The organism is Shewanella sp. MMG014 (assembly GCF_018100775.1).
GTDB lineage: Bacteria > Pseudomonadota > Gammaproteobacteria > Enterobacterales > Shewanellaceae > Shewanella > Shewanella japonica.
Window position 1 is genome coordinate 304,810 of the sequence record NZ_JAGJDZ010000001.1, and the last position, 14,543, is coordinate 319,352.

Annotated in this window: 9 protein-coding genes; 6 read left to right on the top strand and 3 right to left on the bottom strand. The window is 40.5% G+C overall.

The features are described 5' to 3' along the window. Nucleotides 1-5 precede the first annotated feature (5 nt). From J8L86_RS01270 to J8L86_RS01290, 5 genes are all read left to right on the top strand, one after another. Nucleotides 6-1,064 carry a glycosyltransferase gene (locus J8L86_RS01270; protein ID WP_211028315.1) on the top strand — a complete coding sequence of 353 codons (1,059 nt, stop codon included), beginning with the start codon at nt 6-8 and terminating at the stop codon, nt 1,062-1,064. 266 nt (nt 1,065-1,330) lie between these two features. Continuing rightward, the gene (locus J8L86_RS01275) at nt 1,331-3,244 is read left to right on the top strand and encodes a WecB/TagA/CpsF family glycosyltransferase (protein ID WP_211028317.1); all 1,914 of its coding nucleotides are present in this window, start codon (nt 1,331-1,333) and stop codon (nt 3,242-3,244) included. Nucleotides 3,245-3,252: 8 nt separating this feature from the next. After that, nucleotides 3,253-4,647, top strand: coding sequence for an NDP-sugar synthase (locus tag J8L86_RS01280; protein WP_211028319.1), 1,395 nt, complete (start codon nt 3,253-3,255; stop codon nt 4,645-4,647). Nucleotides 4,648-4,692: 45 nt separating this feature from the next. After that, the gene (gene tagD / locus J8L86_RS01285; RefSeq protein ID WP_055023069.1) at nt 4,693-5,085 is read left to right on the top strand and encodes a glycerol-3-phosphate cytidylyltransferase; all 393 of its coding nucleotides are present in this window, start codon (nt 4,693-4,695) and stop codon (nt 5,083-5,085) included. A 106-nt stretch (nt 5,086-5,191) separates the two neighbouring features. Then, nucleotides 5,192-6,412, top strand: coding sequence for a CDP-glycerol glycerophosphotransferase family protein (locus J8L86_RS01290; RefSeq protein WP_211028321.1), 1,221 nt, complete (start codon nt 5,192-5,194; stop codon nt 6,410-6,412). Nucleotides 6,413-6,420: 8 nt separating this feature from the next. Here the strand turns inward: J8L86_RS01290 and J8L86_RS01295 are convergent, their stop codons facing one another. Continuing rightward, nucleotides 6,421-9,663 (bottom strand): SNF2-related protein, encoded by a 3,243-nt coding sequence (locus J8L86_RS01295; protein WP_211028323.1) that lies wholly within the window; start codon nt 9,661-9,663, stop codon nt 6,421-6,423. A gap of 114 nt (nt 9,664-9,777) precedes the next feature. Continuing rightward, nucleotides 9,778-11,730, bottom strand: a complete 1,953-nt coding sequence (locus J8L86_RS01300; protein ID WP_211028332.1) for a monovalent cation:proton antiporter-2 (CPA2) family protein — start codon at nt 11,728-11,730, stop codon at nt 9,778-9,780. 200 nt (nt 11,731-11,930) lie between these two features. On the opposite strand from J8L86_RS01300, the gene J8L86_RS01305 reads away from it, so the two are divergent. Beyond that, nucleotides 11,931-12,818 (top strand): GGDEF domain-containing protein, encoded by an 888-nt coding sequence (locus tag J8L86_RS01305; protein WP_211028333.1) that lies wholly within the window; start codon nt 11,931-11,933, stop codon nt 12,816-12,818. Nucleotides 12,819-12,993: 175 nt separating this feature from the next. Here the strand turns inward: J8L86_RS01305 and tilS are convergent, their stop codons facing one another. Then, nucleotides 12,994-14,487 carry a tRNA lysidine(34) synthetase TilS gene (gene tilS, locus J8L86_RS01310; protein ID WP_211028334.1) on the bottom strand — a complete coding sequence of 498 codons (1,494 nt, stop codon included), beginning with the start codon at nt 14,485-14,487 and terminating at the stop codon, nt 12,994-12,996. Nucleotides 14,488-14,543: the final 56 nt, after the last annotated feature.

The window sequence follows — 14,543 nt, forward strand, 5'->3', positions numbered from 1 at the left end:
ACACTATGTCTCCAAGAATCTCAGTCGTCATGCCAGTTTATAATGTTGAAAAATTCGTTAAATCAGCAATTGAATCTGTATTGAGTCAAACATTTGATAATTTTGAATTACTTATTATTGATGACCGCGGCGATGACCGCAGTATCCAAATCTGTAAACAATTTGTTGGCGACCCACGTGTGCACATTATTCGTCACGCTAAAAATAAAGGGTTAGCAGCAGCGAGAAACACGGGGATACGTCATGCACTAGGTGAGTATATCGCTTTTATTGATTCCGACGATTTATGGCACTCAGAAAAACTAGCTCGTCACGTGGCACATTTAGAAAGCGATCCACAAATCGGTGTTAGCTTTTCTCGCTCAAGTTTCATTGATTACACAGGCAAGTTTATTGATTTTTATCAAATGCCAAAACTAACTGATATTGATGCTGCACACTTATTATGTCGCAACCCTGTTGGTAATGGCAGCGCACCAGTCATTCGCCGTACTACATTAAATGACATTCGCTACCAATCAATGAGTACTGCAGAACGTTATAGCTGTTATTTTGATGAGAGCTTCCGTCAATCTGAAGATATTGAATGTTGGTTACGTATTGCTGCAACTACCTCTTGGAAAATTGAAGGCTTACCAGAGCCACTAACATATTACCGTCTAAATCATGGTGGTTTATCTGCAAATCTAATGAAGCAATATGCTTCGTGGGAAAAGATGATTGAAAAAGCACGTGATTTCGCGCCTACGCTACTTGCACGCCATGAGAAAGCCGCGCGTGCTTACCAGTTACGTTATTTATCAAGACAAGCGATTCGCTTAGGTGATGGTGCAACAGCGGTAAAACTGGTAAACCAAGCGATTTCGACATCACCAAGTATTTTGCAATCTGAAACGGGTCGTACAGTAACCACTTTAATTGCAGCTTATGCGCAATGGGTAATGCCTTCTTGGGGATACCTGGTTATCGAAGGCGTCGGTCAAAAATGTATTAGCATGATGCAAAAACTTCGCATTGCGAAAGATGGCGTATCAAGTGAGTTTATGCAAGACAACAAACTGTAAACGCCTCACTGACCATAAAATGCCTTTATAAGGCCGAGATAAACTTGAGTGAATTATCGATATATGAAAAAGCTTCCCTGTTTGGCTTTGCAGACTTGTTTGCAATCTGCAAAGCCGACTTTTTCATTATGGTAATCGCCTGTTACCAACCATTCCTCAACACAGTAAAAGCCAATACAAACACTTAAATAACAACAACTTAAAAAGTTGGAACACTTCCTGCTTTACCAAGGTATCAATTACGTCGATCCTGTGTGAGGCAACATATGAAAACTGCACCTAACAACACTCATTCACATAAAACGCCTATTAGCATCTTAGTTTTCGACTGGGTTGTGGCATGCAGCATTCTGATCTTATCAAGCCCGATTTGGGTAGTGAAAGTGGCATTCCTTGCCTGTTCTAAGCACCCTATTTTCGAAACACTTTTTATTCATTCTGGTGGAAAGGAAGCTGCGATTCGGACATTCTCACAAGGCCGATTTTCGACACTCCCTTTGCTGTTCAGTGTCTTAAAAGGCCAAGTTGGATTGTTAGGTACGTCATTTGAGTACGCCGTATTTGAGCCAAGCCACGCTAACCAGCGCCCAGGGATCTTATCAGTTGAACAAATGCAGCGCCGTATGGGCATTACGCATATCAATACTAACCCCAATACAGCGCCAACATTTGGCCTCTTCGGTTATGTATCGAACATTTTTAAATGCCTAATCAGCAAGTTAGTGGTTGTTTCAACACAATTAAACTACCCAAAACAGTTTAATCTTTTAGGTGTCGATATCGATAACAACACCATGGATGAAAGTATTGAGTTACTTATCCATTCATCACAATCGACTAGCACTAAACAATTTGCTTTCGTAAATGCCGATTGTTTAAACATTGCAGCGAGTGACTCTGACTATCGCGATACGGTAAATCAATGCGATCAAGTGTTTGCTGATGGAAGCGGTATTAGGATTGCCTGCCAGCTACATCATATCGGCCTTAAAGATAATGTTAACGGCACAGATATGCTGCCATTACTTTGCGAGAAAGCATCCTTAATTGGCATCAAATTATTCTTCTTAGGAGGCAAAGGTAACACTGCCGACGAAGCCGCAGCTAACTTGGCTGCGCAATATCCAAACCTTGAGATTGTAGGCTGTCACCACGGTTACTTAACCGATGAAAATGAGCAGCAAGTTATTGAACAAATCAATCAATCTGGAGCGCACATCTTGTTAGTTGGCATGGGCGCACCTAAACAAGAGGCTTGGATACGTCAGCATAAATCAGCACTTAGCGTTGGAGTTGCTGTTGGTGTGGGTGGATTATTTGACTTCTTTGCCAATAACGTTTCAAGAGCACCAATTGCAGTAAGACAAGTCGGTATGGAGTGGGTATGGCGCTTAGCCCAAGAGCCAACACGTATGTGGAAACGTTATGTGGTTGGTAACCCACTTTTTATCGCTCGAGTATTAAAGCAAAAACGTTTAAGTCATGCATCTATTGAACAAGCACCTACAAACATTGCAACTAATCTAGGCCAAGTGAACAACCAAAATAAGCGTCGCTGGTATTTCTTTGGAATCAAATGTGGTCAATTTGCAAAACGCACATTTGATATTGTGGCCGCTAGCATTTTGCTAATCCTATTGGCGCCTTTGTTCCTACTCACCGCCTTATGCATCCGTGTTGAATCAAAAGGAGCAATCTTTTTTTCACAAACTCGAAGTGGTCGTAATAATCAACCATTCACGATGTGGAAGTTCCGTTCAATGTATATTGATGCAGAAGAAAGACTAGAAAAAATCAAGAAAAACAATGAAATGCAAGGTGGCGTAATATTTAAGATGAAAAAAGATCCGCGTATCACCACGATAGGAAAACTGATAAGAAAGGCTTCAATTGACGAATTACCGCAACTTTGGAACGTATTAATTGGTGATATGTCACTAGTTGGCCCAAGACCTGCACTACCTAATGAAGTAAGCCAATATCAGTTAAGTGACCGTCGCAGATTGGGAGTTAAACCAGGTATAACCTGCATATGGCAAGTTAGCGGACGTTCAGATATCCCTTTTGATAAGCAAGTAGAACTCGACATTGACTATATCTACAAGCAATCACTAAAAGAAGATATCAGCTTGTTATTGAAAACCATTCCGGCAGTACTTTTGGCGCGCGGCGCCTACTAGGAGACATTATGCAAGCTATCGTATTTGCAAATCGTACAGGCAATGAATTAGCCCCTTTAAATCAACAATACTGCCCAGCGCTTTTGCCCGTTGCTAATAAAGCATTGGTTGAATATACCTTAGAAGACTTAGCGTCAGCAGGTGTTACCGACGTGAAGCTAGTCATCTGTAGCGACGCAAAAAAAATCGAAAGCCAACTCGGAAATGGTCAGCAATGGGGATTAAAAATAGATTACTTCTTAAGCAAACCTGAAGAGCAAGTTAATAGCGTGCTGTCTCGCATGTGCATCAACAAAGACACCCAAGCATTGGTGGTTCGTGGAGATATGTTACGCAGTCCTTGTTTGGGTCGTTTTATTGAATTTGCCAGTCTAATGCCATCAAAGTTTGTGCATGCAAAAATGTCACAGCGTAATCCAGCAATGATGATGCTACCTGCTGGTTGGAAACATCATGAGTTAATGAACTGGCCGCTTGAGACGAAAGAAGTTAACCATGCAGATAGTGTTGCGCAGTTACTTCATGGCGAATGCTTTTACTTAGATAGTTTAGCTGCCTATGTTGAGGCATCTGAATATGTCATCAACAGTCGTGATTTTTGCGTTAAAGGTCGTGCGATAGCGACAAACAATACCAAGCAACATTTGATTGTTGAAGCGCAATGTCAATTACCTGATTTATCAAAAACAGATGTATATGGCGCCATCGGCGAGTTTACAAAAGTATCTTCAAAAGCATCGCTTACTGAAGGCGTGGTTGTCGGTGAATACTGCTTTATTGAAGATAGCACTATTCAAAACAGCATCATTTTACCTAACTCATATGTTGGACCACAGCTCAGTGTAAACAATAAAATCATCTCGCAAGACTTGATGATAGACCCGCAAACCAATAGCTGGACTCGTATTGAAGATCCCAGTCTTATTGCCAAGTCAGTTCAAGAGCCAACGCAATATAATACGTTAGTTCAGCGTGCAGGATTACTCATACTATACGTCCTATTATCGCCACTTTTACTGACGTTATTTTTATGTGCATGCATTAATAAACCCAGAAAACCCATAGTTACTGACACCGTTGTTAGCAATGATAATCAACCGATTAAAGTACACAAGTTCAATATTGCTAGCCCTAGTTTTGCATTATTACCTCAACTTTGGAGTGCTGCAAAAGGAGACCTCAACTTGTTTGGTGCCTCAACGCAATTCCAAAACAAAATCAATAGCTCAACCCCATATGGTGTTTATGGACCAGTACAACTTAATTTTGATGAAACAACCCCAATCGAAGAAGTCCAAATGGTTGAAATAGAATTTGAACAAGCGAATAAACCACAATATTTAGTCAACCTGTTGCAACAGCAAATGAATAAAGCCAATACGGACATCGTTATAAAAGGTTAAGCCTAATACTCATTTATCGCATGAATACGATTAAGGAATATCATTATGAAAACGATTATAACTTACGGTACTTTTGATTTATTTCACTTTGGTCACGTTAGATTACTGGCTCGTTTAAGCGAAATGTGTGACCAACTTATTGTTGGGGTGTCCACCGACGAATTTAATGCAATGAAAGGCAAAGCTGCTTTTTTCAGTTATGAGCAACGCAGTGAAATCATTGCCGCTTGTAAATATGTATCTAAAGTCATCCCTGAGCAAAACTGGCAACAAAAAAGCACCGATATAGAGAAATTTGATGTCGATGTTTTTGCTATCGGTGACGACTGGGAAGGTCAATTTGATCATCTAAAAAGTCAATGTGATGTGTTATATCTTACTCGTACCGATGATATTTCAACGACTGAAATTAAAAATAATCTTGCAGTGCCTGCTTAATCGCAGGCAGGTAACATTTTTAATAAATTTCTTTTATATCTGGCAGTTAACTTGATTAGTGCTATTCTGTATTTAACGGATTTTTCAATTGTTATGGGATCATAAATTGGGCCAATACATTGTCAACAGCATCAGGTTTGTAGTCACTCAATCCATCTATTTTATTGCAGCCTTGTTTCCAAGAACTCAAAAGGCTGTGATGGGAAGCTACAAAAACAAATTCGCAGATAATAGTAAGTACCTATACCTGCATTGGCAACAAGCGAAAACGATTCGCTCTATTTGGATTTCCGGTGACAAAGATGTTATTGCTCAACTGACCATTCAAGGTTATGAAGCTTATTATCGTTGGAGTATAAAAGGCATTTTCCATGCCCTTACTGCCAAATATTACGTGTATAACAGCTATATTGGAGATGTGAATCAGTACTTTGCCAATGGAGCTGTCAAGATTAATTTATGGCATGGTTCGCCATTAAAACGTATTGAATATGATATCAATAACGGCCCATTATTCTCGATTTATCACCCTCAGAGCTTGCATCAAAAGTTTGTCTCCGTAACGCAATACCACCAGCAAAGAGTAGCTCCAGATTACATGATTGCACCAAGCGATTTAGTCTCGGCATTATTTGCTACAGCTTTTCATATTAACGAGCACCATATGTTGTTATCGGGCAATCCTCGTACAGATTTTTATCAGCGATACCCTAAATCAACATCCATAATACAAACATTGAAACAGAATAATAATGTGTCGCAGGTGTTATTGTACGCCCCTTCTTGGCGCGACAGTGGTATTGCGGATGATAGGGAAACTCGCACTAACCCTTATCTACAAGCCATTAATTTTGAGAGCTTATCGGAAGCACTCGTCTACAATAAGCAGCTATTATTATTACGCTTACACCCTAACGAAGCTGAGTTAGCCAAAGATATTAGTCACTATCCGAATATTATTAATATCTCTGATTGGCAAGACACCTACGAAATCATCAATGAGGTTGATTTACTGATAACTGACTATTCATCTTTGTATATTGATATGCTGCAAACTCGAGCAGACATTGTGTTTTTTCAATTCGATCATCAACAATATCAAGCTGATAGCCGCCAGTGCTACCCCTACGCAGAGAACCTCCCCATGGCGGGCGAAGTCATTTTTGAATTTGATGCACTGTTGAGCTATTTGCACGTCATGGCTGAGAGCCCCAATATTGCCTCGTTAACACACAAAAAAAATAGAGCTGAGTTAACTCAGCTCTATTGGCAATATCAGCATATTGAAAGCTTTACTGTACTTGATAATTTAGTCAGTCAATCTTAGCAGCTGTATTATCTCAATAGTGCCAGTAAGTCATCGGCATTGCCTTGCCACTGACTCTTGGCACTTCCAGCGAGAATACTATCAGCAAGACTTTGTTTATGTTGCTGCATTTCTTGAATTTTCTCTTCAACTGTACCTTGAGCAATTAGCTTATAAACAAATACTGGATTTAGCTGACCAATGCGGTGCGCTCGGTCGGTCGCTTGTTTTTCTGCTGCGGGGTTCCACCATGGATCAAAGTGAATCACCGTGTCTGCAGCGGTTAAATTAAGCCCAGTTCCGCCTGCTTTTAAACTGATTAAAAACACCGGCACATCTCCCTCTTGAAACGCATCGATTTCATCTTGGCGCTGTCGAGTTTGGCCGGTTAATTTACTATATGGAATACCCATATTAATAAACTCTTGTTCAATCAATGCCAGCATACCTGTGAACTGGCTAAAGATAAGGATCTTTCGGCCTTCTTCAACCATTTCTGGCACGTTTTGCGTCAGCCAAGTTAACTTCGCATTATCTTCAACGTATTGGGCTTGTTCTAACTTAACCAGTCTAGGATCGCAACAGGCTTGGCGTAGTTTTAATAACGCATCTAAAAACTCAATATGACTGCTTGAAACACCTTGTTTTGCAAACAGTTCTCGCAGTTTTTTCTCCATCACTAAGCGGATACTTTCATATAAGTTACGTTGATCTTTTTCCAGTTCAAGGGTTTGTACTATGATGGTTTTTTCAGGTAACTCCGACATCACTTCGTTTTTAGTACGACGTAGTAAAAATGGCGCAATTCGGTTAAGCAAAATAGCTGACTTTTCTGTATCAGCTTGTTTCTCAATTGGGCCACGAAACTCTTTATTAAAGTAAGTATGTTGGCCTAATAATCCTGGTAAACAAAAATCCATTAACGACTTTAATTCACCTAAATGATTTTCTAACGGTGTGCCTGACAAACACAAACGGAATTGACCTTTAAAAGTCTTTAACGCTTGTGTCACCTTTGCTTGCGCATTTTTGATTTGTTGTGCTTCATCTAAAATAATGTGCTCAAAGCTATATTCGCTATACACCATTTCATCACGTAAAATCAGAGGGTATGTGGTGACAATGACATCAAACTCTTCGATTTTTTCGAGTAATGCTTGACGCTTGTTGCCATGAATAACCAACACTTTTAGCTCGGGAGTAAACTTTTGAGCTTCTTTATACCAGTTACCCACTAAACTCGTAGGACAAACGATAAGACTCGGTCTTGGTGTTAATGACGTCGTGCTGCTCGAGTCAATATTTTGCGCTTTCATCTGTTTGGCTTTTAATAAAAATGCCAATGTCTGTAACGTCTTACCTAAGCCCATATCATCAGCAAGAATACCGCCCAGTTGATATTCTTTTAAAAAGCACAACCAATCAAACCCTTGTTTTTGATAGTCTCGCAAAGTGGCATTAAGCCCTGTGGGCAATGCAACTGACTCAATCCCTTTAAACTCGGCTAATTTTGTCGCTAAATGCCTGACTCTTTCACCATTGAGTAATCTAATATCGCTTTCTGACAATTCATTAAGCAAATCAGCTCGGTTACGTGGAACTTCGAGAACATCACCACCGCCTCGCTGAAATAACTCTTGAATCACCGAGATTAGCGGCTTAATTGTTTTGGCTTTAATTTTGACAAACCGTCCATTTGGCCCAGGTAAAATAAGCTCTTGCTCATCATCAGGCTCACCATTTTGCTGGAGCCAACGGGCAACAAGGCTCAACAGCGGCACACTCTGCCCTTCGATATCAGCATTTAACGATAACGAAAACCAACCACTGTCTTCATCGTCATCTAAATCTACTTCAATATCTGCATCAACAATGTTTAAATCAAAGTCAGCAGCAAACTCCACGTTATAGCCTAAATCTTCTAAGGTCATAATGCCAAAAGTCGTGAGTTGCGCCCACTCGTTAACCATCTCTGGCATTAAACCAAGGCTAAAATAGCTAACATGTTGATTGTTATGGGTCAAGATACTGTTATCAATCGCCTGTAACTGTAGGCTTTCAAGACATTCAAGTGCTTGAGCTTCTAACTCAAGCTCTCGATGTATTTGATATTGCACCTTACCTTGTTTGATAAGATTAATTTTTTCTCGGCTTTTTCTACCAGCAATGCTGATATCACCATATAGAAACTCGACTTGTAGCACAGGCTGCATGATAGGACTGTCATTTAGCTGTGCCATCGTAAAGGTTAGCGAGACTTTGAGCGGATCTTCTATCTCATGAAATTCAATCTCACTGGGAACTGGCACACTTTTAGGTGAAAAATGACGCAGCATTTTATCGCTAATATCATCCACCTTATCTAATGGCACTGGCGGCATTTGCTGCAACAGCTTTAATTTATCTACTGATAAATCCGTGTCTAAATAGCCAACTTTTAAATAATCTAAGTCAACGAACATTGGTGGGTTGGTAGCGATAAACTCCCAATTATCTAGCTCTGGCATACTCATGCTAATTTGAGTATGACGGGCGTCAGTTTCTTGCCAAACAAAATCAGGAGCCAGTTTAGAAGTTAACGTTAAAGGTGTGCGATTCTCTTCCCAGAAACACGTACCAAGCTCAAGCATTTTTGTTAATGCAAGAGCGCAAATTTCGCCCTCAAGGTATATTTTTGAAGCACTTTTTGAAGAAGATAACAGCAAGCTAATAATCTGACTATCTTCAGGGCTGATCCACCAAGGTAGATGATATTTAACATCATTTAAGGCAATTTTACTGCCCTTATTAAACTGTTGTTTTTTATTTAGCTTACTGCGCTTAAAGTCGACAAAAATGCCATGATGATCGCTTGAAAGCGTGAAAATAATTCGATCTTTTTCTTCATCTTCTTCTGTGGCGTGCACTAAATCTTGCTTTTCAAGCTGCATCAACCACTGGCTTAATCGTTGTTCTTCAACTGGTTTTTTATCAATTAGCGCTAACAAGGCGGCTGCAACATGCTTACAGTTGGAGCCGACAGGGCAAGTACAATGTGATTTCATCACGATTTTGTGATTTACATTTACCAGCGTAATGTCTTGGCGATAAGGCTCGATCGCAGAGCCAGCCACATAAGATTCAACATTATGATTTTCTTGGCTTGCGTGCACTTCAAGCACTCGGCCTTCAATGAGATAATTCTGCGCTTTTTGTAATTGAACTGATGAAAATAACTTAGCAATCAACTCTAAGCTTATTTTGATAGGAAGATTAAACAATTTGGCCGACATGACTATCCCATACAAGCAGTAACCACATGGCTACTCAACAACAAACGTAACTAGCCATTGTATGGAAGAAGATGGCAAAATTCTACTGTAATTAGCCATCTTCAAAAAAAACCATCAACCTTGCAATAAATACTCTTCTGCAGCCTCTATTGAGCGTGGTTTACCGACCAACATGATGATGTCATTACGCTCGAAAACCCAATCTTCTGGTGCAGGACTTATCTCCTCGCCTTTCCTTCTTACCGCTCTAAGTTCAACACCTAACTGAGACCAAGGGATTTTAGCGATGCGCTTACCAACCGCATTAGAACCAGTATCTAACGACACCGCATGCAGTAGCTCTAAGGTCATATCCGTCTCAGCTCCAGTAAAAAAGCCATGAAGATATTGGTAATGGTTACGCCTTTCTGATTCTAATCGCTTAATAATTCTTGGTAGTGGTACCCCACATTTGTATAGCACTTGGGATACCAGCATTAAGCTGCCTTCAAGCTTTTCGGGAATAACCTGCGTGGCGCCCATCTCTTTTAAACTATCAAGCTCTGCATCATCCGTGGTTCTCACTAAAATCTTAGTATCTGGCGCCAATTTGCGCGACAGTGCCAGGCAATCTTCCACTTGGCGAGACTCTCCAAATGTAATGACCACCATGCTGGCACGACGTATACCAATTTGTTTTAATAACCCCATTTTACAAGCGTCACCGAAAAATACAGGTTCGCCAGCATTCTTAGCTTCTGACACTCTCGTAGGGTCAAGATCTAACACCACAAATGGCACTGCTTCTTTTTTCAAAAATCGGGCGATGGTTTGCCCCACTCGGCCGTAACCAAGAATTAATACTAAATCCCCGTCTTCTGGTGGCGGCAATTGAAACTCATCTTCAATCTGTTTTTTACGTGATGTTTTACCTTCGATAGCCTGCGCTATATCAACACTGTTTCTGATAAGCCAAGGCGCAATTGACATAGACAAAACGGCTACCATGACAAAAATGGTACTCATTTGAGTTTCTAATAGCTGATAATTAACCGCCAACGCTAACAGTACAAAACTAAACTCACCCACTTGTGCCAAGCTAATGGCTGTACTTAACGCCACTTTAAACTGTTCACCGCCCAACTTTAAAATACCGAATACCACGACAGTTTTAGTCACTAAAACAGCAACTAAAATTAATAGAATTTGCCACCAAAATTGCGCAACAATCGTAAAATCTAGCAGCATACCGATAGAGATAAAAAACAGACCCATTAAGAGATCTCTAAATGGTCTTATATCAGCTTCAAGTTGACGACGATATTGACTCTCACCTAATAACATACCCGCAATAAAAGCACCGAGCGCCATCGATAAACCTAACCACTGAGTAAAGGCTCCTGTGACTAATACAACAACTAAGGTGGATAACACGAACAATTCATTTGAACGAGAACGAGCTACTTCGTCAAAAATTCGAGGTAACACCCACTTACCGAAAGACATCAAACCAATGAATGCCAAAATGCCTGTAAGCATACCCCAAGCAATATCTAGAAAGCCTATCGGCTCACCATTGGTTGATAGTAAAGGTAAGATAATTAATAGCGGCACCACTGCAATATCTTGAAAGAGCAGCACACTGACAGAGAGCTCGCCGTGACGTCTTCGCATCCACCCTTGCTCGTTAACCAGCTTTAATACAATCGCCGTTGAAGACAATGCAACTGCAGAACCAATAACAATGGCTGAAATCATATCTTGGCCAAATAGCAGTGCCACCAAACCAGCTAACAGCGCAGTAAAGGTCACTTGCGCACTACCTAAGCCAAATACCGTTCTTCGCATTGACCACAACTTAGGTACAGAGAATTCAAGCCCTAAACTGAACATCAATAACACAACGCCAAGCTCAGCCACTGAATGCATTTGCTGCTGGGTGAACCAATGAAAACCGCTAGGACCGCTCACTACTCCTGTGAGTAGGTAAGCAAGAATGGGAGGTAAACCAAATCGCCTTAGCAGTGAAATAGCCACAATAGCTATCACGAGCATTGAGAGAATATGGATAAAGATGCTGTGCTCCATAAATGCGAGTTCTCCGAGTCAATAAAATAGCGATTCAATGAAACAGTCTATTAACAATAAAACCAATTAACAATAACCTTATGATAATTAGTAACTAAAAATATCAGGCACAGTTTTTGCTTACATTTTGATACAGGTAAAAACAATTTTATTTATATGTTTCGCATTCGCATGTATTTGCATCAAATGAGGTAGTAAAAATGGATTACGCCATAGCTTCACAGCCATATCCAGAACAAAACTGGGGAAAATCAGCGCCTTACACAGCTGGCAAAGATCACAACTCAGATAATAACTTGATGGAAATCTTGCAGCAAATGCACGCAAGTTTAGAGCCAAGAACGGTCTTTGCCAGTTACGGCAAATCACTAGGCCAATTTTTGCCGATCCAAGGTGTACAACTGAATCACCAGCTAAAACTGAACTGGGGTCGTTGTCATGGACTTAATCAACAAAGAGTGATTAGCGGCTTTGGTGAGCCTTATAGCATCAAATATTACCTCAGCTCGCCATTAACACCCGACCAATTAATACAGCTTAATGAAATTGAAAAATTGTTTTGCCAACCATTTTTAAATGCAACTAAGTACAGTCAAATGTCGAATCAAGCCATGTTTGATGCATTAACAGGCTTAGGTAATCGCTATTATTATCGACAAAGTATCAAGAGCGCATTGGCCAGAGCCAACAGAAACCAAGGTGATATCTCTTTGGTTGTGCTCGATTTAGACAACTTTAAAAGTGTAAATGATCAACACGGACATAAACTTGGCGATACGATTTTATCTTCATTTGCTGAACTGATTAATGACGCTATTCGAAATACCGATCAAGCTTTTCGTATTGGTGGTGACGAATTTATAATTATAGCTCAAGGAAATGCACTCGAAATGACGCCTTTGTGTCAGCGTATCATTAACACCATGGAGTCACATCCGTTAATGAGCACTTTTCAAGTTAAATGCAGCTTAGGCGTGGCAAGTTCAAGCGGCGCACAAACCCAAGATAAACTGTATGAAAGTGCTGACATGGCGTTATATGAAGCCAAAGATGCGGGCAGAAGTTGTTTTAGAATTTGCAATGACTAAGGTATGAATAGACAAAACTTAACAGAGTTAAATTATTGATAATAAATCACAAAGATAATTGTGAGTGTTCAGCTATATTAGCGAATCACTTTAACGTTGAGCGTTCTTAGTGAGTAAAAAGATTGCCGTTTTATACTAAGTTACCTTGAAGAAATGCAGTAACTGTTTGTAAACGTTAATCTGATGTCTGCATTTTATAGTTTAATAGTAAACCGATTTCATCAGCTTTAGCTAAGTAGCGTTTATCGACCCACAAGCCAATCGCGGCAACTAACACTTCGCCATAAAAAACCAAAGCTACTCTATCCCTCATCCAAGGCGGAACGGCAAGTTCTTGCCATATCTTTTTAAGCTCTCGTCCTTTATCCCTAAAGTGGGGTTGACAGCGGGTACTCCCTTTCGCTGTAAAGGCAATGCTAACCGAGGTTAAATCCGTTATCGATAGTCGCGCTCCTTGAGTACTCGCTCCCACTGAAACATGTAAAGGTTGAGGTGATTGCTCACCTTCTAAATTATTAATAGATAGACTGGATAGCTCAACAGTACAAACCTCTTCAGTTCGCATGTCTAACCGCTGAATCGCATTAGTCAGCAACTCAGCATCAATGTTCTGTGTTGCCTCTAAGTCCTTTTTACTGATCTTGGGTACAACATAGGCACATCCAGCAAAACGTTTAATCGAATATCCAGCACACTGGACATCTACGTTAGCATCATTAGCAGCGTACAATAGTTGACTCACAATTTGCTCAAGCTGCGACTGAGACGGTAATTTGTAGCCTTGAGCTAAAATAAAACCGCGTAACAGCAAGTTTTGCCATTCACTGGATTGTTCTTTGAATGTTAATAGCGCTAAACCAGGGCCTGATAAACTAAAACTCGGAGAGTACGTAATGAATTCAGGAAGTCGCTGAGCCACTTCAGCGTCAACGATAGATTGCTGCTGCGCACAAAGCTGCGCACTGCGAGATGCTGTTGCAGCAATACTCGGCCAACGTTGCTTTAGCCTAGGAATGATATCTTGACGCAGAAAATTTCGATCATACTGGGTGTCTAAGTTACTTTCATCTTCGATATGAATTAATGACTTATCGATTGCAAATGCCTCAATGTCACTACGAGAAAAGCCCAGTAAAGGTCTAATGACCCAACTTTGTTGATGAAATGCTTGAATGCTCCCCATAGCTGCCAAACCTTTCGGGCCTTGACCACGTTTTAACGCTAGTAATAACGTTTCAAGCTGATCATCTTGATGATGGGCCGTTAAGAGAATATCACCAGGATTAAGGTACTTTTTAAAAACTTGATAGCGAGCATCTCGGGCGATTGCTTCAAGACTCGTCCGAGATGTTTTAATCAATGAGACATGCTCTACTTGAATAGGGAGTTGATATTGACTCGCTTGTGATACACAGTGCTGCGCCCACTCATCTGCATTTGGGCTTAAACCATGATGCACATGGACCAATAAACATGAAATATGCGGGTTTTGCTGGGCAAACTGGCTCAAGCCGTAACAAAGACACTCAGAATCAACCCCGCCGCTGTATGCCAGCACAATTTTATTCGGTGAATGATGAGCAGCATTAACAGCACCAGCTGGGCTGTTAATCGATAACAAAGCTGATGTGTGCTGCTTAATCGCTTCACAGATATTAATGATTTTCATCAGCTTGTCCCTTTTAACATACTATGATTAATCCAGTGCGTTACTCAGCGCACTTA

Excerpts from the sequence above, each read along its gene's own strand:
- J8L86_RS01270 (WP_211028315.1), top strand. The coding sequence starts at position 6 with ATGTCTCCAAGAATCTCAGTCGTCATGCCAGTTTATAATGTTGAAAAA.
- J8L86_RS01275 (WP_211028317.1), top strand. The coding sequence starts at position 1,331 with ATGAAAACTGCACCTAACAACACTCATTCACATAAAACGCCTATTAGC.
- J8L86_RS01280 (WP_211028319.1), top strand. The coding sequence starts at position 3,253 with ATGCAAGCTATCGTATTTGCAAATCGTACAGGCAATGAATTAGCCCCT.
- tagD (WP_055023069.1), top strand. The coding sequence starts at position 4,693 with ATGAAAACGATTATAACTTACGGTACTTTTGATTTATTTCACTTTGGT.
- J8L86_RS01295 (WP_211028323.1), bottom strand. The coding sequence starts at position 9,663 with ATGTCGGCCAAATTGTTTAATCTTCCTATCAAAATAAGCTTAGAGTTG.
- J8L86_RS01300 (WP_211028332.1), bottom strand. The coding sequence starts at position 11,730 with ATGGAGCACAGCATCTTTATCCATATTCTCTCAATGCTCGTGATAGCT.
- J8L86_RS01305 (WP_211028333.1), top strand. The coding sequence starts at position 11,931 with ATGGATTACGCCATAGCTTCACAGCCATATCCAGAACAAAACTGGGGA.
- tilS (WP_211028334.1), bottom strand. The coding sequence starts at position 14,487 with ATGAAAATCATTAATATCTGTGAAGCGATTAAGCAGCACACATCAGCT.